This is a genomic window from Streptomyces sp. NPDC012769 (assembly GCF_042901205.1).
GTDB lineage: Bacteria > Actinomycetota > Actinomycetes > Streptomycetales > Streptomycetaceae > Streptomyces.
This window is the reverse complement of the sequence record NZ_JBIBCP010000002.1, coordinates 1,089,613-1,111,464: the sequence shown is the minus strand read 5'-3', so window position 1 is coordinate 1,111,464 and position 21,852 is coordinate 1,089,613. Positions and strand designations below refer to the sequence as shown.

Below are 21,852 nucleotides of genomic sequence, written 5' to 3'. Positions count from 1 at the left end.
CGATCGGTTCCGGGAGGAGCTCCCCGTGAAGTTCTCGATGATCTTCGAAGCACAGCTCGTCGACCCCACCCCCGACCGCGAACACCGGGTCATCCACGACTGCGTCGAACAGGCCGTCCTCGCCGAGGAGATGGGCTTCGACCGGATCTGGGCGGTCGAGCACCACTCCCTCACCCAGTACGCCCACATGAGCGCCTCCGAGATCTTCCTGACCTGGGTGGCCGCCCGCACCACGACCCTCCGCGTCGGCCACGGCGTGGTCACCATGCCCTTCGGCTACCAGCACCCGGTCCGCGTCGCCGAACGCGCCGCCATGCTCGACGTCCTCTCCGGCGGCCGCCTCGACGTCGGCGCCGGCCGCGGCGCCACCGCCCAGGAGATGCGGATGTTCGGGGTGCGCCGCGAGGACACCGAGCCGCAGACGGAGGAGGCCCTGCGGATCTTCGCCGCCGCCTGGCGCGAGCCGGAGTTCGAGTGGCACGGCTCCCTCGACATCGGGCCCGGCGCCGTCCTGCCCCGCCCCGTCCAGACCCCGCACCCGCCGCTCTTCATGGCCTGCTCCCGGCACGAGTCCCTCACCCGCGCCGCCGAACTCGGCATCGGCGCCCTGGTGATGGGCTTCGCCGGCGCCGACGACGTCCGCGCCATGCGCAAGGCCTACGACGAGGCCATCGCCGTACGGGACGGCTCACGGTTCGTCTCCACCGAGGCCAACGACCACTTCTCCGCGCTCTGCCCGACGATCGTCCTGGACGACCCCGCCCGCGCCCTGCGCCTGGGCACCCGCGGCCAGCGCTTCTTCGCCGAGTCCATCGCCCACTGGTACGGCGGCGCCCCCGCGCCCACCGGCTACGCGGAGGACGAGGACCACACCGGCGCACTCGCCCGCGAGCGCGACGCGCTGATCGCCCGGCTCCACGAGGCGGACATCCCCGCCCGGCCGGTCGACACCGGCACGTACAACACCGACCACGCCTACGGAGACGCCGACACCGCGATCGCCTACGTGGAGCGGCTTCGGGGCATCGGCGTCGACGAGGTGATGTGCCTGATCCAGATGGGCACCGTGCCGCAGGACGTCTGCCTGGAGACCATCCGGCAGTGGGGCGAGAAGGTCATCCCGCACTTCCGCGCGCTGGAGGCCACCGAGTGAAGGGCCTCGACGGGAAGGTGGTCGTCGTCACCGGAGCGGCCCGGGGCCAGGGCGCGGCGGAGGCCCGGCTGCTCGCGGAGGCGGGGGCGCGGGTGGTCCTCACCGACGTACGGGAGGAGGAGGGCCGGGCCGTCGCGGCGGAACTGGGCGCCGGGGCGGGGCTGTTCGTCCGCCATGACGTGACCTCCGCCGGGGACTGGGCCGCCGTGGCGGAGGCGGCGCTCGACACGTACGGGCGGCTGGACGGACTGGTCAACAACGCGGCCCTGTGGCGGACCGCGCCCCTCGCGGAGGAGACGTACGAGAACTTCGAGCTCCTGCTCCGGGTCAACCTGCTGGGTCCGTTCCTCGGCGTGCGGGCGGTGCTGCCCGCGCTGCGGCAGGCGGGCGGCGGCTCGATCGTCAACGTGTCGTCCACGGCCGGGCTCGTCGGCGTCCCCGGCCACGCCGCCTACGGGGCGGGCAAGTTCGGACTGCGCGGGCTCAGCCGCTCGGCGGCCCGCGACCTCGCCCCGTACGGCATCCGCGTCAACTCGGTCCACCCCGGGGCCGTCGACACCCCGATGACGGCGGCGGTAGCGGACCGGGACTGGTCGCACGTGCCGCTCGGGCGGATGGGCCGGCCGCGGGAGGTCGCGGACGTCGTCGCCTTCCTGCTCTCGGACGCCGCCTCCTATGTGACCGGCGCCGAGTTCACCGTGGACGGAGGTCTCACCGCATGACGGATCCCCTGACCCCGGCGGCCCGCGCCCTGTGCGACGCCATGACGGCGGGCTTCCCTCCGCCCGAGGCGGGCCCGGCGGCGCTGCGGGCGGCGGCCCGCGCCCGCCTCGGCGAGCTCCCGGCCGGCCCGTCGGTGCCGGCCGACGGCGTGCCCGTCCGCCTGTACGAGGGTGCCGGCGACCTGGTCGTGGTCTTCGCGCACGGCGGCGGCTGGGTGCTGTGCGATCCGGACACCCACGACCGGCTGTGCCGCGCGCTCGCCGCCCGGGCCGGCGCCACGATCGTCTCCGTCGACTACCGCCGCGCCCCCGAACACCGCTTCCCGGCGGCCGAGGACGACGTGCTCACGGCCCTGGAGTGGAGCGCCGAGCGGTATCCGGGCCGCCCGCTCGTCCTGGCCGGCGACTCCAGCGGCGGCAACCTGGCCGCGGCCTGCGCCCTGCGGGCGAGGGGCGGTGGCCTTCCGCTCGCGGGCCAGCTCCTCCTCTATCCGGTCCTCGACCACCGGCTCGACGGGGTCTCGGCGCACGCCTACGCGGAGGGCTTCTTCCACACCACCGCCCACATGCGCTGGTACTGGCAGCAGTACCTGGGCGCGCACGGCGACCCGGTCGCCGCCTCCCCCGGCCTCGCCCCCGACCTCTCCGGCCTGCCTCCGGCCCTCCTCGTCCTCGCCGACTGCGACCCGCTGCGCGACGAGGGGCTCGCCTACGCCCGCCGCCTCTCCGCCGCCGGTGTCACCGCCCACGTCCAGCTGCACACCGGCGTCTTCCACGGCTTCCTCGGCGGCCTCGGCGTGCTGCCGGAGGCCGACAAAGCACTGGACGGGGCGGCGGCCTGGCTGTCTACGCTCCGCCGGTGAGCATCCACACCCCGTACCGCCCCCTCGACATCACCGTCCCCTTCCCCGAGCTGAGGGCCTGGGCCCGCACCACGACCCGCCTCCACCCGCGCCCGGGCACGCCGACTACCGCCGACAGCTCGGTGGGCGGGCCGCTGCTGTGGCCGACCTGCTCCAGGTGCTGTGGTGCCCCTTCTACGAGCACGCGCTCGACGGCCCGTTCAGCGAGTACGGCCCGTCCACCCGCCTCTACTGGCGACGAACCACCGACGTGACCGCTCCCCTCGCCGTGCTCCCCGAACCCGCCGTCGCCGACCGGCACTCCTATGTCCCGGAGCACTGCGTCCTCCACCCGGAGCAGGTCGTGGAGTACCCGTACACGGACCACCTGCCCGAGCAGCTCGGTCGCCGCATCGAGGCCTGGGAGGACCAACTGCGGGCCAGGATCGGCGACAGGGCGCCCGCGCCTTCGTCTGCCCGGCCGACCCGGCCCATCCGCACCGGATGGGCATGCAGTAGGCGCGGCCCGTCCCGGACGCGCCGCGGCGCCCTACCCAGTCGTCCGGTCGGGGACATTCGGGGGGCGCCGCGCTCAGTTCCGTACGTCGTTGTACGGGACGTTCAGGGGGTGATCCGGCGGGATCAGACCGTCAGGGCACGGTCCGTCGGGCGGATCGGGGCCGGCAGGGAGCTGGCGCCCGTCAGGTAGCGGTCCACGCCGCGGGCGGCCGAGCGGCCCTCCGCGATGGCCCAGACGATCAACGACTGACCGCGGCCGGCGTCACCGGCGACGAAGACACCATCGACATTGGTGGCGAAGTCCGCGTCACGGGCGATGTTACCCCGCTCGTCGAGGTCCAGACCAAACTGCGCGACCAGGCCGTTCTCCACGTCCGTGCCGGTGAAGCCCATCGCGAGCGTGACCAGCTGGGCGGGGATCTTCCGCTCGGTGCCCGGCTTCTGGGTCAGCTTGCCGTCGACGAACTCGACCTCGACCAGGTGCAGGAACTGGACGTTGCCGTCCTCGTCGCCCTCGAAGTGGGTGGTGGAGACGGAGTAGACCCGCTCGCCGCCCTCCTCGTGCGCCGAGGTGACCTTGTACAGCATGGGGAAGGTCGGCCACGGCTGGCCGGGGTTCCGCTCCTCGCCCGGGCGCGGCATGATCTCCAGCTGCGTGACCGAGGCAGCGCCCTGGCGGTGGGCGGTGCCCACGCAGTCGGCGCCGGTGTCGCCGCCGCCGATGACGACGACGTGCTTGCCCTCGGCGGAGATCGGCGAGGAGACGAAGTCGCCCTCGACGACCTTGTTGGCGAGCGGGAGGTACTCCATCGCCTGGTGGATGCCCGCCAGCTCACGGCCCGGGACGGGCAGGTCGCGGGCGGTGGTGGCGCCGGCGGCGACGACGACCGCGTCGAACCGCTTGCGCAGGTCCGTCGCCGTCAGGTCGCGGCCGATCTCGATGCCGGTGCGGAACTTGGTGCCCTCCGCGCGCATCTGCTCGATGCGGCGGTTGATGTGCCGCTTCTCCATCTTGAACTCGGGGATGCCGTAGCGCAGCAGTCCGCCGATGCGGTCGGCCCGCTCGTACACGACCACGGTGTGGCCGGCCCGGGTGAGCTGCTGGGCGGCGGCCAGGCCCGCCGGGCCGGAGCCGATCACGGCGACGGTCTTGCCGGAGAGGCGCTCGGGGGCCTGCGGGGCGACGGTGCCGCTGTCCCAGGCCTTGTCGATGATGGAGACCTCGACGTTCTTGATGGTGACGGCCGGCTGGTTGATGCCGAGCACGCACGCCGCCTCGCACGGAGCCGGGCACAGACGGCCGGTGAACTCCGGGAAGTTATTGGTGGCGTGCAGCCGCTCGGACGCCGCCGACCAGTCCTCGCGGTAGGCGTAGTCGTTCCACTCGGGGATGAGGTTCCCCAGCGGGCAGCCGTTGTGGCAGAACGGGATGCCGCAGTCCATGCAGCGGCCGGCCTGCTTGCCGATGATCGGCAGCAGGGAGCCGGGGACGTAGACCTCGTTCCAGTCCTTGACGCGCTCGGCCACGGGACGGGTCTTGGCGACCTCGCGGCCGGTGGTGAGAAAGCCCTTCGGATCAGCCATGGGTCGCCGCCTCCATCATCTTCTCGGTGGTCTCGGCCTCGGAGAGACCGGCGAGCTCAGCGGCGTCCTTGGCGGCGAGCACTGCCTTGTACGTGGTGGGGATGATCTTGCTGAAGCGGCTCACCGCCGCGTCCCAGTCGGCGAGGAGCTTCTCGGCCACGGTCGAGCCGGTCTCCTCGTGGTGGCGGCGCACGACGTCGTGCAGCCACGCCCCGTCGGTGTCCGACAGGGCCTCGACGGCGCCGAGGTTGCCGGAGTTCACGTTGTCCCGGTCGAGGTCGATGACGTAGGCCACGCCGCCGGACATGCCGGCCGCGAAGTTGCGGCCCGTCTCGCCGAGGACGACCGCCGTGCCGCCGGTCATGTACTCGCAGCCGTGGTCGCCCACGCCCTCCGAGACGACCAGGGCGCCGGAGTTGCGGACACAGAAGCGCTCGCCGGTGCGGCCGCGCAGGAACAGCTCGCCGCCGGTGGCTCCGTACGCGATGGTGTTGCCCGCGATGGTGGAGTACTCGGCCAGATGGTCGGCGCCCCGGTCGGGGCGGACGATCACGCGGCCGCCGGAGAGGCCCTTGCCGACGTAGTCGTTGGCGTCGCCCTCCAGGCGGAGGGTGACACCGGCCGGCAGGAAGGCGCCGAAGGACTGGCCGGCGGAGCCGGTGAAGGTGATGTCGATGGTGTCGGCGGGCAGGCCCGCGCCGCCGAACTTCTTCGTCACGTGGTGGCCGAGCATGGTGCCGACGGTCCGGTTGATGTTGCGGATCGGGACCTGGGCGCGGACCGGCTGGGCGGTCTCGGCGGACTCGGCGTTCAGGGCCTCGGCGGCGAGCTCGACCAGCTCGTTGTCGAGGGCCTTCTCCAGGCCGTGGTCCTGCTCGATCAGGGCGTGGCGGACCGCGCCCTCGGGCAGCGCCGGGACGTGGAAGAGCGGCTCCAGGTCGAGGCCCTGCGCCTTCCAGTGGGTGACGGCGCGGCTGGTGTCGATGAGCTCGGCGTGGCCGACGGCCTCTTCGAGGGTGCGGAAGCCCAGCTCGGCGAGGAGCTCGCGGACCTCCTGGGCGATGAACTCGAAGAAGTTGACGACGAACTCGGCCTTGCCGGAGAAGCGGTCGCGCAGCACCGGGTTCTGGGTGGCGATGCCGACCGGGCAGGTGTCGAGGTGGCAGACGCGCATCATGACGCAGCCGGAGACGACGAGCGGCGCGGTGGCGAAGCCGAACTCCTCGGCGCCGAGCAGCGCGGCGATGACGACGTCACGGCCGGTCTTGAGCTGGCCGTCGGTCTGGACGACGATCCGGTCGCGCAGGCCGTTGAGCAGCAGGGTCTGCTGGGTCTCGGCGAGGCCGAGCTCCCAGGGGCCGCCCGCGTGCTTGAGCGAGGTCAGCGGGGAGGCGCCGGTGCCGCCGTCGTGGCCGGAGATGAGCACGACGTCCGCGTGGGCCTTGGACACACCGGCCGCGACCGTGCCGACGCCGACCTCGGAGACCAGCTTCACGTGGATGCGGGCAGCCGGGTTGGCGTTCTTGAGGTCGTGGATCAGCTGGGCCAGATCCTCGATGGAGTAGATGTCGTGGTGCGGCGGCGGGGAGATCAGGCCGACGCCGGGCGTCGAGTGACGCGTCTTGGCGACCCACGGGTAGACCTTGTGGCCGGGCAGCTGGCCGCCCTCGCCGGGCTTGGCGCCCTGGGCCATCTTGATCTGGATGTCGTCCGCGTTGACCAGGTACTCGCTGGTCACGCCGAAGCGGCCGGAGGCGACCTGCTTGATCGCGGAGCGGCGCGCCGGGTCGTAGAGGCGGTCCGGGTCCTCGCCGCCCTCACCGGTGTTGGACTTGCCGCCCAGCTGGTTCATGGCGATGGCGAGGGTCTCGTGGGCCTCGCGGGAGATGGAGCCGTACGACATGGCGCCGGTGGAGAAGCGCTTGACGATCTCGGAGACCGGCTCGACCTCGTCGATGGAGATCGCGGGGCGGTCGCTCTTGAAGCCGAAGAGGCCGCGGAGCGTCATCAGCCGCTCGGACTGCTCGTCGACGCGCTGCGTGTACTTCTTGAAGATGTCGTACCGCTTGGAGCGCGTGGCGTGCTGGAGGCGGAAGACGGTCTCCGGGTCGAAGAGGTGCGGCTCGCCCTCGCGGCGCCACTGGTACTCGCCGCCGATGTCGAGGGCGCGGTGCGCGGAGGCGACGCCGGAGACGGGGTACGCCTTGGCGTGCCGGGCGGCGACCTCCTTGGCGATGACGTCGAGGCCGGCGCCGCCGATCTTGGTGGCGGTGCCGTTGAAGTACTTCTCGACGAAGGCGGTGTCGAGGCCGACGGCCTCGAAGACCTGGGCGCCGCGGTAGGAGGCGACGGTGGAGATGCCCATCTTGGACATGACCTTGAGGACGCCCTTGCCGAGGGCGTAGATCAGGTTGCGGATGGCCTGCTCGGGCTCCAGGCCCTCGATGAAGGTGCCGGCGCGGACGAGGTCCTCGACGGTCTCCATGGCGAGGTACGGGTTGACCGCGGCGGCGCCGTAGCCGATGAGCAGGGCGACGTGGTGGACCTCGCGGACGTCGCCGGCCTCGACCAGCAGGCCGACCATGGTGCGCTGCTTGGTGCGGATGAGGTGGTGGTGGACGGCCGCGGTGAGCAGCAGCGACGGGATCGGCGCGTGCTCGGCGTCGGAGTGCCGGTCGGACAGGACGATCAGGCGGGCGCCGCCCTCGATCGCCGCGTCGGCCTCGGCGCAGATCTCCTCGATGCGGGCGGCGAGGGCGTCGCCGCCACCGGAGACCCGGTAGAGGCCGGAGAGGGTCACGGCCTTCATGCCGGGCATGTCGCCGTCGGCGTTGATGTGGATGAGCTTGGCGAGCTCGTCGTTGTCGATCACCGGGAAGGGCAGGGTGACGCTGCGGCACGACGCGGAGGTCGGGTCGAGCAGGTTGCCCTGGGGGCCCAGCGAGGAGCGCAGGCTGGTGACGAGCTCCTCGCGGATGGCGTCCAGCGGCGGGTTGGTGACCTGCGCGAAGAGCTGGGTGAAGTAGTCGAAGAGCAGCCGGGGGCGCTCGGACAGGGCGGCGATGGGCGAGTCCGTGCCCATGGAGCCGATCGGCTCGGCGCCGGTGCGGGCCATCGGGGCGAGGATGACGCGGAGCTCTTCCTCGGTGTAGCCGAAGGTCTGCTGGCGGCGGGTGACCGAGGCGTGGGTGTGCACGATGTGCTCGCGCTCGGGGAGGTCCGAGAGCTCGATCTCGCCGGTCTCCAGCCATTCGGCGTACGGCTGCTCGGCGGCCAGGCCGGCCTTGATCTCGTCGTCCTCGATGATGCGGTGCTCGGCGGTGTCGACGAGGAACATCTTGCCGGGCTGGAGGCGGCCCTTGCGGACGACCTTGGCGGGGTCGATGTCGAGGACGCCGACCTCGGAGGAGAGGACGACGAGGCCCTCGTCGGTGACCCAGTAGCGGCCGGGGCGCAGACCGTTGCGGTCGAGGACCGCGCCGACCTGGACGCCGTCGGTGAAGGTGACGCAGGCGGGGCCGTCCCAGGGCTCCATCATCGTGGAGTGGTACTGGTAGAAGGCGCGGCGGGCCGGGTCCATGGAGTCGTGGTTCTCCCACGCCTCGGGGACCATCATCAGGACCGCGTGCGGCAGCGAGCGGCCGCCGAGGTGGAGCAGCTCCAGGACCTCGTCGAAGGAGGCCGAGTCGGAGGCGTCGGGGGTGCAGATCGGGAAGATCCGCTCCAGGGAACCCTCGCCGAAGACGTCCGAGACGAGCTGGGCCTCGCGGGCGGTCATCCAGTTCCGGTTGCCCTTGACGGTGTTGATCTCACCGTTGTGGGCGACGAAGCGGTACGGGTGCGCCAGCGGCCAGCTCGGGAAGGTGTTGGTGGAGAACCGGGAGTGGACCAGGGCCACGGCGGAGGCGCAGCGGCGGTCCGACAGGTCCGGGAAGAAGGGCTCGAGCTGGCCGGTGGTCAGCATGCCCTTGTAGACGATGGTCCGGGCGGACAGCGACGGGAAGTAGGTCCCGGCCTCGCGCTCGGCGCGCTTGCGCAGGACGAAGGCCTTGCGGTCGAGCGCGATGCCGCTGTTGACGCCGTCGGCGACGAAGAGCTGGCGGAAGACCGGCATGGTGGAGCGGGCGGAGGCGCCGAGCAGCTCGGGGGCGACGGGGACCTCGCGCCAGCCGAGGACGTCCAGACCCTCTTCGCGGGCGATCGTCTCGATCTGCGAGACGGCCTGTGCGGAGCCGTCGGCAGGGAGGAAGGCGATGCCCACGGCGTAGGAGCCGGCGGCGGGGAGCGGGAAGTCGGTGACCTCGCGGAGGAAGGCGTCGGGGACCTGGAACAGGATGCCCGCGCCGTCTCCGGAGTCGGGCTCGGAGCCGGTGGCGCCGCGGTGCTCGAGGTTGCGCAGTACGGTCAGCGCCTGCTCGACCAGGGTGTGGCTGGCAACACCGGTGAGGGTGGCCACGAACCCGACACCACAGGCGTCGTGTTCGTTACGGGGGTCGTACATCCCCTGCGGAGCGGGGCGACCGTCCATGGGCGACCAGGCGTCGGAACGCATCGGCTCTCCCGTCGTCGTCGTGGCATATGCAGCAGCCGAGGGACGACGTTGGCCCTCCGCGAAATTTCGTGCAGGTTACATGATGGCTGGCTTCTCGGGAAGCGGATAGCTCATTCCAGCATGCGGACACCGCCGATACTGGCGGTGGCGTTGTTTCAGCTGTGGGACACGGGAACGACGGCGTTCCCATGGGGGACGGATCCAGGATTCCGGGGTGATGACCGGGGTGTCCGGTGACCCGTCGCAGAGCGGGCCTCATTGCCCGCGGCGCTTATGCCTCATCCCCGGTGGTCAGGGATTCGAAACCGCCCAGTAACCGGCTAGTTATGTGGCGCCTTGCATAGTGTCTCACCGGAACGGCCGATCCGCTCAGGGATGTATGTCACAGCGGTGGGGCGGGGGCTGTTCGGCGGCGGGCTTCGGGGCGGCGGGGCCGGCGGGGCATCCCCGCGTGCCGGGGACGCCGAGATCGCCAGTGTTGTTCAGCCTCCGGGGCGCCAGGGTGACGCCGGTGTCGTTCAGCCGCCCGGGCGCCGGGGTGCCGGCCGGGCGGCCAGGGCGCCGTCCTCGGCCGTTCGGGCGGTCTCGCCGTCCGGGTCTTCCTCGGCGCCGCACCCTCGGCCCCGACCCACGGCCACGGCGGCGAGGACGAGGCCGACCGCCAGGACCGTCAGACCCCTGACCCACACCTGGGCCTCGATCTGGGTCGCGAGCAGGACGCAGGAGGCGATGCCGAGCACCGGAACGAGGGTCGGGGCCCGGAAGTGGTCCCCGTCCCCCGGGTCCCGGCGCAGCACGAGGACAGCGGTGTTGACGAGGAGGAACACGAGGAGGAGCAGCAGCACGAGGGTGGCCGCGAGGTCGGCGACACCGCCGGTCAGCGCCAGCAGCGTCGCCGCGCCCGTGGTGACCGCGATCGCCACCCAGGGGGTGCCGCGGCGCGGCAGGACGGTGGCGAGCGAGGCCGGCAGCAGCCCGTCCCGCGCCATGCCGAAGGCGAGGCGGGACGACATGATGCCGGTGAGCAGGGCGCCGTTGGCGACAGCGACGAGGGCGATGGCGCTGAACAGCCACAGCGGGACCCCGCCCGCCGCCTTGACCACCTCGAGCAGCGGCCCGCTTGACGCCACGAGCTTCTCCGTGGGTACGGCCGCCGAGGCCGCGACGCCCACCAGCGCGTATACGGCACCCGCCGCGACGAGCGCGCCGAACAGGGCGCGCGGGTAGGAACGGCGGGGGTCCCGCGTCTCCTCCGCGACGTTCACCGACGTCTCGAACCCGACGAAGGAGTAGTACGCGAGCACGGAGCCGCTCAGTACGGCGGCCGCCGCGCCCTTCTCGGGCGTACCGAGCCGGACGAGCCGCCCCGGGTCGGCGTCGCCCCGCAGCAGCAACCACCCGCCCAGCGCGACGACGACGAGCAACCCGCCGATCTCGACGACGGTGGCGACGACGTTGGCGCGGGTGGACTCCTTGATGCCCCGAGCGTTGACCAGGGCGAGCGCGACCAGGAACAGCACGGCGACGAGCCCGACGGGCAGCGTCACGAACGCGGACAGGTACTCGCCGCCGAATCCACGGGCGAGTGCGGCGACCGAGACGATCCCGGCCGTGAGCATGCAGAACCCCGCGACGAAGCCGACGAACGGGCCGAAGGCCCGCGTGGCGTAGTGGGACGCCCCTCCCGCCCGGGGGTACTTCGTTGCCAGCTCGGCGTAGGAGGCGGCGGTGAGCAGAGCCAGCAGCAGGGCCACGACGAGAGGCACCCATACGGCCCCGCCCGCGTCGGCGGCGACCTGTCCCACCAGGACGTAGACGCCGGCGCCCAGGACGTCCCCGAGGATGAAGAAGAAGAGCAGGGGCGTGGTCAGCGTCTTCTTGAGCCCGCCACCCGGCACGCCGTCCGTCTCGCGTGGCTCGCGCGGATTGCCTATCGACATGTCGATTCGTATCCCCGCCCTTCGGGGATGCACACCTGCCACCCCTCGGGTGGCCATACGCCCCGGGTGTCACGGGTTTCCCGCCGGTGACGGCGCACCGACGCGTGGTGCGCCCGCACCGGGGCGCACCACGTGACGTCGCGTGACGGGGGCGGCGGGAGCGCTCGCGCGGCGCCGGGGGGCGACGACGTGGCGAGCGGACACCTCCTAGAGCGCCGCGCCGAAGAGCATGCCGAGCCCGTACGTGACGGCCGCCGCGGCGCCACCGAGAACGAGCTGGCGCATGCCGCTGAACCACCAGCTGCGCGCGGTCACCCGGGCCACCAGCGCGCCGCAGGCGAAGAGCCCGACCAGCGCCAGCAGCACGGCCGGCCACAGCGCGGTCGCCCCGAGCAGATACGGCAGTACGGGGAGCAGGGCGCCCAGCGCGAACGACGCGAAGGACGACACCGCGGCGACCGTCGGCGACGGGAGGTCGTCGGGGTCGATGCCCAGCTCCTCGCGGGCGTGGATCTCCAGGGCCTGCTCCGGGTCGCGGGACAGCTGCATGGCGACCTCGCGGGCGAGCGCGGGCTCGACGCCCCGGGAGACGTAGAGCGCGGCGAGCTCCTCCATCTCGTCGATGGGGTGCTTGCGCAACTGGCGGCGCTCCACGTCCAGTTCCGCCTGGACGAGCTCGCGCTGCGAGGCGACCGAGGTGTATTCGCCGGCCGCCATGGAGAAGGCTCCGGCCGCGAGTCCGGCGAGGCCGGTGATCACGATCGTCTGCGAGGAGACCGCGCCGCCGGCGACACCGGTCATGAGCGCCAGGTTGGAGACGAGTCCGTCCATCGCGCCGAAGACCGCGGGGCGCAGCCAGCCGCCGTTGACGTCGCGGTGGGTGTGGTTGTCGCGGTGGGCCTCGTGCAGTGGTGCGACGGCTTCGATGATGGACATGCTTCTCCCCTGTCCTCGCTGCGGGTTCGGCGTGCCCGCCCCCTTCCGACGCACTCGAAAATACGCCCGATGTAAGGGGCGCGCCAGCAAGGCAGGCCGTACTTAGTAAGGCCCGCCTTCGTATGGCTCACCTCACTGACGTGCTGTCACCCGGGTGACAGAAACGTTTCCGTGAAGGGTCGGGCGCCCCGCGTGGCACAGATGGGAGGAGCGCGAAAGGGGAGAGAGATGGTGGCTGGCACGACGGTCCTGGGCGTGCGCGAACGCGCCCGGGGCGCGTTGCTCGGACTCGCGGTCGGCGACGCGCTCGGCGCGCCCGCCGAGAACCTGCGCCCCTCGGAGATCCGCCGCCGATGGGGCCGCATCGAGGGCTTCGTGACGGACCGTCCGGCGGGCACGGACGACACCGAGTACGCCATCTTCTCCGGGCTGCTCCTCGCCCGGCACGGCTCCGCCCTCACCGTGGCCCATGTCGAACGGGCCTGGCACCACTGGATCGCCGACCTCGACGAAGGCCCGTTCCGCGGCGCGGGCTTCTCCGAGCGCGGCACCCTGGAGAACCTCCGCCGGGGCCTGGCCGCGCCGATCTCCGCCCAGCACCGGCACGCCTGGAGCGACGGCCTCGCCATGCGGGCCGCCCCCTTCGGCGTCTTCGCCGCCGGCCGGCCGAACGAGGCGGCCCGGCTGGTCGCCATCGACGGCACCGTCAGCCACGAGGGCGAGGGCATCTACGGCGGCCAGGCCGTCGCGGCGGGCGTCGCGGCCGCGATGGGCGGCGCCTCGGTCACCTCCGTCGTCGCCGCAGCCCTCTCCGTGGTCCCGATGGACTCCTGGACCGCGCGCTCCCTGCGCCGCGCGGTGGTGGCGGCGCAGCGGATCCAGCCGGACCCGCTGACCCGCGAGCGCACCGTCCGCTCGGCCGTCGTCATCGGCGGCTACCCCTGGACCGATCTGGCCCCCGAGGCCGTCGCCCTCGCCTTCGGCGCCTTCGCCGCGGCCCGCGGCGACTTCCGCACCTCGGTCCTCACCGCCGTCAACATGGGCCGCGACGCCGACACGACGGCGGCCGTCGCCGGCGCCCTCGCGGGCGCGCTGGGCGGCGCCGCCGCGATCCCGGAGGAATGGTCCTCGGCCATCGCCCCCGTCACCGGCAGCTGCCTCCCCTCGATGCGCGGCTACCACGTCCTGGACATCGCGGACCTGCTGACCCCGGAGGAGGACACCGCATGAGCGCGGACACGACGACGGTGGACGGCGCCCTCCTCCCGACCGACGCGGAGGCGGGCCCGGACGCCACTCCCCGGGGCCTGCACCCGGCCGCGCGGAAGGGGTGGCCGCCCCCCACGACGGCGAACGCGAACGCCACCACCACGGACCCCCGCCCGACCGGGCAGACCACCGAGACCGCCCCGACGCCGGGCACCGACGCCCCGACCCCGGACCTCCGCCCGACCGGGCAGGCCGGGTGGACGCAGCCCACCGACGCCGGCGCCGACGACACCGCCGCGCCGCGCAACGGCACCGCCACCGCTGTGGGCAGTCGTTCCGCTGGGCGGAACGGGTGGGCACAGCCCACGACGGTGGGGGACGGTCCGTCGGCGGGGGCCCACGAGGAGCGGGCCCCGGTGCGGGGCGCGCGCCGGCTGGAAGGCGGCCCGCAGGGACCCGCCCCGGTGCGGGGCACCCGGCACGCGGAGGGCACCCACCAGGGCCCCGCCCCGGCCCTGGGCACCCGGCACGCGGAGGGCACCCACCAAGGCCCCGCCCCCGCCCTGGGGACCCGCACGCGCCGGGTGTCGGGGCCGGGTGCCGGGCGGGAGCGGGCGGCCGGGGTGAGCCGGGACAAGGTCGAGGGGGTGCTGCTCGGCCTCGCCGCAGGCGACGCCGCGGGGTGGCCCGCGGCCAGGCACCGTGCCGCCCGCATGCCCGAGTGGACCCGCCGCCTCACCCGCGAGCTCGACACCTTCGCCGAGCAGAACGCGACGACCACCCTGCCCGTCCCCATCGCCCTCAACCAGCCGCCCGAGCCCCTGCGCCTCGGCCCCTCCGACGACGCCGAGTGGGCGGTGTTCACCGCCGAGGCGCTGCTCGCCGCGAACGGCCCCCTGTTCCGCACCCTCGCCCCCGAGCACCGCCTGCGCGCCGCCGTCGACCTCTCCTGGAACTCCCTCGCCGGCCAGGTCGCCGCCGCGGCCGAGCACGCGCCCGAGGTCGAGGCCGCCGTGCTGCCGCTGCGCGCCCGGATCTCGGTACGGGCCGGGCTCGGCAACCTCGCCACCGGTCTGCGCCCGCCCGCGACCGGCCACGACAACCCGCACTACTTCGACGACGCCGCCTGTGTGCGCGCCGCCGTACTGGCGCTCGCCCACCCCGGCGATCCGGACGCCGCCGCCGGACTCGCCGACTTCGACGCCCGCTACACCCAGGACGGCGACGGCGTGCACGGCGCCCGCGCGATGGCGGCGGCGGTCGCCGCCGCCGTCGGCGGGGCCTCGCCCGAGGAGGCGGTGGGGGCGGCGCTCGACCAGCTGCCGCCCTCCACCGAGATCGGCCGCAACGGCCGGTACGCGGTGCGGCTGGCCCACACCGCCGGCTCCGCCTTCGAGCTCGTACCGCTCCTGGAGCACCAGATCGTCGACCACGTCTACAGCTACGGCATCGCCGCCGCCGAGACGGTCCCGGTCGCCCTCGCCCTGGCGCTCGCCGCCCGCGGCCGGGTCGCCGCCGCGGTACCGGCCGCGGCCTGTCTCTCCCGGGTCGCCGACTCCGCACCCGCCCTCGCCGGTGCGCTCACCGGCGCCCTGGAGGGCGGCGGCGCCGTCCCGGCGACCTGGCGCACGGCGTGCCGCACGCTCGCGGGCTGTGCTCTGCCCCGGCTCGCGGGCACGGACCTGGTCGAACTCGCCGAACTCCTCGCAGCCACGGAACCCACCACTCCGGGTGGACAATTCCGGCATGACGCACCAAAACATCCCCTCTCTGGATGACCGGTTCACCGGCAGTCTCCTCGGGGCCGCCGTGGGCGACGCCCTCGGCGGCCCCGTCGAGGGCTACACCCCCGAGCAGATCGTCGAACGCCACGGCGGCCGCGTCACCGGCGTCGTCGGCCCCTGGAACGGCGACGCCTGGCGCACCGCCCGCCCCATCGCGCCGTACCACAAGGGCGACGGACACGTCACCGACGACACCCTGATGACCCACGCCCTGATCAGGGTGTACGAGAAGGTCCGCGACCACCTCGACGCGTACGCGGTCGCCGAGCACCTGGTCCCCGAACTCATGGGCCGCACCGTCTGGATCCCCGAACTGGAGGCCGAGGCCCTCCCCCTCCAGCGGATCTTCCTCGCCGAGAAGTGGATCGTGACCCGGCTCCACTACGGCCACGCCGACCCGCGCGAGGCCGGCACCGGGAACATCGTGAACTGCGGCGCCGCCATGTACATGGCCCCGGTCGGGCTGGTCAACGCGGCGAACCCGGTCGCCGCCTACACCGAGGCGATCGACCTCGCCGGCGCCCACCAGTCCTCGTACGGGCGGGAGGCCGCGGGCGTCTTCGCGGCGGCCGTGGCGGCGGCCTGCATGCCGGGCGCGACCCCGCGCTCGGTCGTGGACACGGCTCTCTCCCTGGCCAAGGACGGTACCCGCGCGGCGATCGAGGCGGTCACCGAAGTCGCCGCCGCCCACCGCGACTTCGAGACGGCACTCGCCCCGCTGCGGCAGGCCGTCGCGCCCTTCGACTCGGTCGGTCCCGACTACCGCGCCCCCTCCCTCGACGCCCGTCGCCCCTCCCGCCTCCACGCCATCGAGGAACTGCCGATCGCCCTCGGCATGCTCCTGGTCGGCGAGGGCGACTACCGCCGCACGGTCCTCGGCGCGGTCAACTACGGCCGCGACTGCGACTCCATCGCCACCATGGCGGGCGCGATCAGCGGTGCCCTGCACGGCGAGTCCGCCGTCCCCGCGGAGTGGGCGAAGCAGGTCTCCGAGGCCAGCCGCCTCGACCTCCACGCCCCGGCGGCCGCCCTCGCCGAGGTGGCCCACGAGATCTTCACCCGTGACACCGACCGCCGCCGCGCCCACGAATCGGCCTACGCCGTCCTGACGGGCGCCTCCCGATGAGCCCCGCCGCCGCGTGTGCCCTGCGGCTCACCTGGGTCCAGCCCGAGGACCTGGTGGGGCACGAGCTGCGGCAGGCCGAGGAGGACGGCCGGGACGCCCGGGCCCTCGCCGCCCGCTGGTACGCGGCCGGCGGGCACCCCGCGCCCCCGGCCGCCGGCGCCTCCCCCGTCCCGCGCCCGGAGCTGCGGCCCCTGGCCGAGGAGATCCTCGACGCCCTCGCCGCACTCCCCGCGCCGCTGGCCTCCCGGGAACCCACCGACCTCGCCGCCCTCATCGCCGCCTGCCCCGACTGGCCGGACGAACCGCCCTCACCGACCCGCCCCGCGGCGGAAGGCGACGCCCTGCGGGACCGCCTGCACGCCGCCTGGCTCGGCCGCGCCGCCGGCTGCCTCCTCGGCAAGCCCGTCGAGAAACTCCCCCTGCCCGCCATCCGCGCCCTCGCCCGCGCCACCGGCAACTGGCCCCTCGCCGACTGGTTCACGGCCCGCGGCGTGCCCCGCGAACTCCTCGCCGCACACCCCTGGAACCGCCGTTCCGCCACCACCTCCCTCGCCGAGAACATCGACGGGATGCCCGAGGACGACGACCTCAACTACCCCCTCCTGAACCTCCTGCTCCTCCAGCGCCACGGCCGTGGCTTCACCACCGCCGACGTCGCCCGGCTCTGGCTCGACGAGCTGCCCGCGGGCCGTACCTTCACCGCCGAGCGGATCGCCTACCGCAATCTCCTCGACGGCGTCGAACCACCCCTCACCGCCTCCCGACGCAACCCGTTCCGCGAGTGGATCGGCGCCCAGATCCGCGCCGACGTCCACGGCTGGACCCATCCCGGCGACCCGGCAGCCGCCGCCCGGCAGGCGCACCGGGACGCCGTGCTGACCCACACCGGCAACGGGGTGTACGGCGCCATGTTCGTCGCCGCCACCGTCGCCTCCGCCGCCGGCGGCACCGCCGACGTCCACCGCGCCCTGGCCGCCGGACTGTCCGTCGTGCCCCCGGAGTCACGCCTCGCCCGCGCCGTCCGGGAAGGCATCGCCGCCGCCCGCGCGACCGCCGACTTCGACACCGTCGTCGACCGGCTCCACTCCCGGCTCGGCGGGTATCACTGGGTCCATGCCGTGCCCAACGCCGCCCTCCTCGCCGCCGCGCTCACCCACGCCGACGGTGACTTCACGCGCTCCATCGGCGCGGCCGTCTCCGGCGGCTGGGACACCGACTCCAACGGCGCCACCGCCGGCTCCGTCGCGGGCCTGCTCGCCGGCCGGCCCGACCGGCTGCCCGCACGCTGGACCACCCCCCTCAAGAACCGCCTCTCGACCTCGGTGCCGTCCTTCGACGGCATCGGCTTCGACACCCTGGCCGCACTGACGCACTCGGAGGCAGTACGCCCATGACCAGCATCGTCGTGCTCGGCAGCACGAACATGGACCTCGTGGCCTATGTGACCAAGGCCCCCACGCGCGGAGAGACCGTCACCGGCCGAGAGTTCCGCACCGTGCCCGGCGGGAAGGGCGCCAACCAGGCCGTCGCCGCCGCCCGCGCGGGCGCCGAGGTGTCGATGATCGGGGCGGTCGGCGCCGACGACTTCGGCCTGCGGCTCCGCGCCGCCCTCGAACACAGCGGCGTCGACACCGATCTGCTGCGCACCGTCGAAGGCCCCTCCGGCACCGCCCACATCGTCGTCGACGACGAGGGCGGCAACGCGATCGTCGTCATCCCCGGCGCCAACGGCACCGTCACCTCCCTCACCCATGGCGACGAGGCCCTGATCGCGACCGCCGACGCCCTGCTCCTCCAGCTCGAACTCCCCCTCTCCGTGGTCGTCGAAGGCGCCCGCGCCGCCCGCGAGCGGGGCGTGCGCACCGTCCTCACCCCGGCCCCCGCGCGCGCCCTGCCGACCGAACTCCTCTCCGTCACCGATCTCCTGGTGCCCAACGAGCACGAGGCCGCCGCCCTCACCGGCCACACTGACCCGCACGCCGCCGCCCGCGCGCTGCTCGACGACGTGCCCGAGGTGGTCGTCACCCTCGGGGCCGCCGGCTGCCTCTACGCCACCCGCGGCGCCGAACCGGTGACCGTGCCGGCGCCTCGCGTGCGGGCCGTGGACACCACCGCCGCAGGCGACACCTTCGTGGGCGCCCTCGCCGTGGCCCTCACCGAGGGCCGGCCCGCCCCGGAGGCCCTCGCCTGGGCGTCGGCCGCCGCCGCGCTGTCGGTCCAGCGCGAGGGAGCGTCCACCTCCATGCCGTACCGCACCGAGATCGACACCGCCGCCGCGGAACTGGAGGGCCACCGCGTATGAGCACCGCCACCCGAGCCGCCGCCGACACCCCTGCCGGCACCCCCACCCCTCCCCTGCACGGACTGCGCGTCCTCGACCTCGCCACCCTCTTCGCGGGCCCCCTCGCGGCGATGATGCTCGGCGACTTCGGCGCCGACGTCGTCAAGATCGAGCACCCCCGCAAGCCCGACCCCTCGCGCGGCCACGGCCCCGCCAAGGACGGCGTCGGCCTGTGGTGGAAGGTCCTGGGCCGCAACAAGCGGACCATGACCCTCGACCTGTCCACCCCCGGCGGCCGCGACACCCTGCTGCGGCTCGCCGCCGACGCCGACGTGATCGTGGAGAACTTCCGCCCGGGCACCCTGGAACGCTGGGGCCTGGGCTGGGAGGAGCTCTCCACCGTCAACCCGCGCCTGGTCCTGGCCCGGGTCACCGGCTTCGGCCAGTTCGGCCCGTACTCCCACCGCCCCGGCTTCGGCACCCTCGCCGAGGCGATGAGCGGCTTCGCCGCGATCACCGGGGAACCGGACGGCCCGCCGACCCTGCCGCCCTTCGGCCTCGCCGACTCTGTCGCCGCCCTCGCCACCGCGTACGCCGTGATGACCGCGCTCACCGCCAGGCACACCACCGGCCAGGGCCAGGTCGTCGACATGGCCATCATCGAACCGATGCTCTCCGTCATCGGCCCCCACCTCCTCTGGTACGACCAGCTCGGCTACGTCCAGCCCCGCACCGGCAACCGCTCCCGCAACAACGCGCCGCGCAACACCTACCGGACGGCCGACGGCTCCTGGGTCGCCGTCTCCACCTCCGCCCAGTCGATCGCCGAACGCGTGCTGCGGCTGGTCGGCCGCCCGGAGCTGATCGACGAACCCTGGTTCGCCGACGGCACCGGCCGGGCCGCGCACGCGGACGTCCTCGACGAGGCGGTCGGCTCCTGGATCGCCCGCCGCACCCGCGACGAGGTCATGGCCGCCTTCGAGAAGGCGGAGGCCGCCGTCGCCCCGGTCTACGACGTCCGGGACGTCCTCGACGACCCCCAGTTCCAGGCCCTCGGCACCGTCACCGAGGTCCCGGACCCCGAACTCGGCCCGCTCCGGATGCAGAACGTGCTCTTCCGGCTCTCCGACACCCCGGGCGCCATCCGCTGGGCCGGCCGCCCCCACGGCGCCGACACCGCCGAACTCCTCGCCGAACTCGGCCTCACCGCCGCCGAGGTCGACGCCCTGCGCGCCGAAGGAGCCGTATGAACCCGGCCGCACCTCCCCTGACCTGGCTCTACGCCCCCGGTGACCGCCCCGCCGTCGTGCAGAAGGCGCTCGTCTCCGGAGCCGACGTCGTCATCGTCGACCTGGAGGACGCGGTGGCCCCGGACCGCAGGGCCTACGCCCTGGCCGCCACCGCCGAACTGCTCGCCGACCCCCAGCCCGTGCCGGTCCACGTCCGCATCCACGCACCGCGCGACATCCCATCTCTGGCCTCCCTCCCCGGGCTCGTCGCTCTCCGTGTTCCCAAGGTGACACACGCCACTGACATCGCCCGGATCGCCGAGCTCGCCCGGGGTCTCCCGCTCTATCCGCTCCTGGAGAACGCCCTGGCCGTGGAGCACGCCTACGCCATCGCCACCGCTCACCCCTCCGTCCACGGCCTCGCCCTCGGCGAGGCGGACCTGCGCGCCGACCTGGGCGTGCGGGAGGACCGCGGCCTGGACTGGCCGCGCGGCCGGGTCGTGGTCGCCGCCCGGGCCGCCGGCCTGCCGCCCCCGGCCCAGTCCGTCCACCCGGACGTCCACGACCTCGACGCCCTCGCGGAGGGCTGCGCCCGGGGCCGGGCGATGGGCTTCCTGGGCCGGGCCGCGATCCATCCCCGTCAGCTGCCGGTCATCGAACGGGCCTACCTGCCCACCGCCGACGAGATCGCCGCGGCCGAGGAGGTCGTCAAGGCGGCGGAGGCCGGGGAGGGCGCCCTCGCCCTGCCCGACGGCCGCTTCGTGGACCCGGCGGTCGTCACCGGCGCCCGCCGCGTCCTGGCCCTCGCCGCCCGCAGAGGCTAGGTCACGGGCAGCACGAGAAACGGCGGAGGGCCGCCGGGACCCGTGGTCCCGGCGGCCCTCCGCCGTGCGTGTCGTTCGTACGGGATCAGCGCCCGCCCGCGCCGGCGCCGTTGCCGGCACCGTCCTTGTCCTTGGCCCCGGCCTCGGCCTTGGCGGCGTCCTCGACCTCGGCCTCGTGCTCGTCCTTCTCGTCCTTGACGACGGAGACCTTGTCGGAGGGGACCGCGTCCTCGACGGCCTCGCCGTCGGCGTCGCTCTCCGCGCCCTCCGCGGGCTTCTCGTCGGAACCGTTCGCCTTCTTCGGCTCCACGATCTCCTCGCGGCCCGGACGCACCTTCGCCGAGATCACGATGTACGTCACGGCCAGCAGGAACACGATGATCGCGGTCCACACGTTCAGCCGCAGGCCGAGGATGTGGTGGGCCTCGTCGACCCGCATGTACTCGATCCAGCCGCGGCCGGCGCAGTACGCGGCGACGTAGAGCGCGAAGGCCCGGCCGTGGCCCAGCTTGAAGCGGCGGTCGGCCCAGATGACCAGGAGCGCGACGCCGACGCACCACAGCGACTCGTAGAGGAAGGTCGGGTGGTAGACGCCCTCCACGCGGTTGGCGCCGGCGCTGATCTTCAGGCCCCACGGCAGGTCGGTCGGCTTGCCGTACAGCTCCTGGTTGAACCAGTTGCCCCAGCGGCCGATGGCCTGGGCGAGGGCGATGCCGGGCGCGATGGCGTCCGCGTAGGCCGGGAGCGGGATGCCGCGACGGCGACAGCCGATCCAGGCACCGACCGCGCCGAGCGCGATGGCGCCCCAGATACCGAGGCCGCCCTCCCAGATCTTGAAGGCGTCGACCCAGTTCTCACCCTCGCTGAAGTACAGCTGGTAGTCGGTGATCACGTGGTAGAGCCGGCCGCCGACGAGGCCGAACGGCACCGCCCAGACGGCGATGTCGGCGACGGTGCCGGCGGTGCCGCCCCGGGCGATCCAGCGCTTGTTGCCGAGCCAGACGGCGACGAAGACACCGATGATGATGCAGAAGGCATAGCCGCGCAGCGGGATCGGTCCGAGGTTGATCACGCCGGTCGACGGGCTGGGAATGTAGGCAAGGTCCATGGCAGGACCGACGCTACCTTGCCGGGCGGGCCCTACGGCAGCC

The 21,852-nt window shown here is 73.7% G+C and carries 15 protein-coding genes; 10 read left to right on the top strand and 5 right to left on the bottom strand.

The annotated features are described in order from the left end of the window. The first annotated feature begins 25 nt into the window (after window positions 1-25). The 3 genes from ACFY7C_RS14090 to ACFY7C_RS14080 are packed head-to-tail and all read left to right on the top strand — an operon-like array spanning window position 26 to window position 2,738. Window positions 26-1,153 (top strand): LLM class flavin-dependent oxidoreductase, encoded by a 1,128-nt coding sequence (locus ACFY7C_RS14090; protein ID WP_389648761.1) that lies wholly within the window; start codon window positions 26-28, stop codon window positions 1,151-1,153. Further along, window positions 1,150-1,875 (top strand): SDR family NAD(P)-dependent oxidoreductase, encoded by a 726-nt coding sequence (locus tag ACFY7C_RS14085; protein WP_389648759.1) that lies wholly within the window; start codon window positions 1,150-1,152, stop codon window positions 1,873-1,875. The genes ACFY7C_RS14090 and ACFY7C_RS14085 overlap by 4 nt, the downstream gene beginning before the upstream one ends. Next, entirely contained in the window at window positions 1,872-2,738 is an 867-nt protein-coding gene (locus ACFY7C_RS14080; RefSeq protein WP_389648756.1) for an alpha/beta hydrolase, read from the top strand. Before ACFY7C_RS14085 ends, ACFY7C_RS14080 begins: the two co-directional genes overlap by 4 nt. Before the next feature lie 621 nt (window positions 2,739-3,359). On the opposite strand, the gene ACFY7C_RS14075 is transcribed toward ACFY7C_RS14080, so the two are convergent. The 4 genes from ACFY7C_RS14075 to ACFY7C_RS14060 form a co-directional block, all read right to left on the bottom strand. After that, complete coding sequence (locus ACFY7C_RS14075) at window positions 3,360-4,820, bottom strand: glutamate synthase subunit beta (protein ID WP_389648754.1); 1,461 nt, start codon at window positions 4,818-4,820, stop codon at window positions 3,360-3,362. Then, on the bottom strand, window positions 4,813-9,372 hold the full coding sequence (gltB, locus tag ACFY7C_RS14070; protein WP_389648751.1) for a glutamate synthase large subunit: 4,560 nt from the start codon (window positions 9,370-9,372) through the stop codon (window positions 4,813-4,815). Before gltB ends, ACFY7C_RS14075 begins: the two co-directional genes overlap by 8 nt. 518 nt (window positions 9,373-9,890) lie before the next feature. Then, window positions 9,891-11,312, bottom strand: a complete 1,422-nt coding sequence (locus tag ACFY7C_RS14065) for an APC family permease (RefSeq protein ID WP_389648748.1) — start codon at window positions 11,310-11,312, stop codon at window positions 9,891-9,893. A gap of 207 nt (window positions 11,313-11,519) precedes the next feature. Beyond that, a complete protein-coding gene (locus ACFY7C_RS14060; protein WP_389648745.1) occupies window positions 11,520-12,248 on the bottom strand; it encodes a VIT1/CCC1 transporter family protein in 729 nt (242 codons plus the stop codon). A gap of 228 nt (window positions 12,249-12,476) precedes the next feature. On the opposite strand from ACFY7C_RS14060, the gene ACFY7C_RS14055 reads away from it, so the two are divergent. The 7 genes from ACFY7C_RS14055 to ACFY7C_RS14025 are packed head-to-tail and all read left to right on the top strand — an operon-like array spanning window position 12,477 to window position 20,701. After that, window positions 12,477-13,478, top strand: a complete 1,002-nt coding sequence (locus ACFY7C_RS14055) for an ADP-ribosylglycohydrolase family protein (protein WP_389648743.1) — start codon at window positions 12,477-12,479, stop codon at window positions 13,476-13,478. Further along, on the top strand, window positions 13,475-15,235 hold the full coding sequence (locus ACFY7C_RS14050) for an ADP-ribosylglycohydrolase family protein (RefSeq protein WP_389648740.1): 1,761 nt from the start codon (window positions 13,475-13,477) through the stop codon (window positions 15,233-15,235). The genes ACFY7C_RS14055 and ACFY7C_RS14050 overlap by 4 nt, the downstream gene beginning before the upstream one ends. Then, window positions 15,204-16,367, top strand: a complete 1,164-nt coding sequence (locus ACFY7C_RS14045) for an ADP-ribosylglycohydrolase family protein (protein ID WP_389648737.1) — start codon at window positions 15,204-15,206, stop codon at window positions 16,365-16,367. The genes ACFY7C_RS14050 and ACFY7C_RS14045 overlap by 32 nt, the downstream gene beginning before the upstream one ends. Further along, window positions 16,364-17,761, top strand: coding sequence for an ADP-ribosylglycohydrolase family protein (locus tag ACFY7C_RS14040; protein WP_389648735.1), 1,398 nt, complete (start codon window positions 16,364-16,366; stop codon window positions 17,759-17,761). The genes ACFY7C_RS14045 and ACFY7C_RS14040 overlap by 4 nt, the downstream gene beginning before the upstream one ends. Next, entirely contained in the window at window positions 17,758-18,669 is a 912-nt protein-coding gene (rbsK, locus tag ACFY7C_RS14035) for a ribokinase (protein ID WP_389648732.1), read from the top strand. Before ACFY7C_RS14040 ends, rbsK begins: the two co-directional genes overlap by 4 nt. Continuing rightward, window positions 18,666-19,898 (top strand): CaiB/BaiF CoA transferase family protein, encoded by a 1,233-nt coding sequence (locus tag ACFY7C_RS14030; protein ID WP_389648729.1) that lies wholly within the window; start codon window positions 18,666-18,668, stop codon window positions 19,896-19,898. The genes rbsK and ACFY7C_RS14030 overlap by 4 nt, the downstream gene beginning before the upstream one ends. Further along, window positions 19,895-20,701, top strand: coding sequence for an HpcH/HpaI aldolase/citrate lyase family protein (locus ACFY7C_RS14025; protein WP_389648726.1), 807 nt, complete (start codon window positions 19,895-19,897; stop codon window positions 20,699-20,701). Before ACFY7C_RS14030 ends, ACFY7C_RS14025 begins: the two co-directional genes overlap by 4 nt. A gap of 85 nt (window positions 20,702-20,786) precedes the next feature. On the opposite strand, the gene lgt is transcribed toward ACFY7C_RS14025, so the two are convergent. Next, entirely contained in the window at window positions 20,787-21,809 is a 1,023-nt protein-coding gene (gene lgt, locus ACFY7C_RS14020) for a prolipoprotein diacylglyceryl transferase (protein WP_389648723.1), read from the bottom strand. Between the last annotated feature and the right edge of the window lie 43 nt (window positions 21,810-21,852).

Coding starts and splice junctions, on each gene's coding strand:
- ACFY7C_RS14080 (WP_389648756.1), top strand. CDS start 1,872: ATGACGGATCCCCTGACCCCGGCGGCCCGCGCCCTGTGCGACGCCATG.
- ACFY7C_RS14075 (WP_389648754.1), bottom strand. CDS start 4,820: ATGGCTGATCCGAAGGGCTTTCTCACCACCGGCCGCGAGGTCGCCAAG.
- gltB (WP_389648751.1), bottom strand. CDS start 9,372: ATGCGTTCCGACGCCTGGTCGCCCATGGACGGTCGCCCCGCTCCGCAG.
- ACFY7C_RS14065 (WP_389648748.1), bottom strand. CDS start 11,312: ATGTCGATAGGCAATCCGCGCGAGCCACGCGAGACGGACGGCGTGCCG.
- ACFY7C_RS14060 (WP_389648745.1), bottom strand. CDS start 12,248: ATGTCCATCATCGAAGCCGTCGCACCACTGCACGAGGCCCACCGCGAC.
- ACFY7C_RS14055 (WP_389648743.1), top strand. CDS start 12,477: ATGGTGGCTGGCACGACGGTCCTGGGCGTGCGCGAACGCGCCCGGGGC.
- ACFY7C_RS14050 (WP_389648740.1), top strand. CDS start 13,475: ATGAGCGCGGACACGACGACGGTGGACGGCGCCCTCCTCCCGACCGAC.
- ACFY7C_RS14045 (WP_389648737.1), top strand. CDS start 15,204: ATGACGCACCAAAACATCCCCTCTCTGGATGACCGGTTCACCGGCAGT.
- ACFY7C_RS14040 (WP_389648735.1), top strand. CDS start 16,364: ATGAGCCCCGCCGCCGCGTGTGCCCTGCGGCTCACCTGGGTCCAGCCC.
- rbsK (WP_389648732.1), top strand. CDS start 17,758: ATGACCAGCATCGTCGTGCTCGGCAGCACGAACATGGACCTCGTGGCC.
- ACFY7C_RS14030 (WP_389648729.1), top strand. CDS start 18,666: ATGAGCACCGCCACCCGAGCCGCCGCCGACACCCCTGCCGGCACCCCC.
- ACFY7C_RS14025 (WP_389648726.1), top strand. CDS start 19,895: ATGAACCCGGCCGCACCTCCCCTGACCTGGCTCTACGCCCCCGGTGAC.
- lgt (WP_389648723.1), bottom strand. CDS start 21,809: ATGGACCTTGCCTACATTCCCAGCCCGTCGACCGGCGTGATCAACCTC.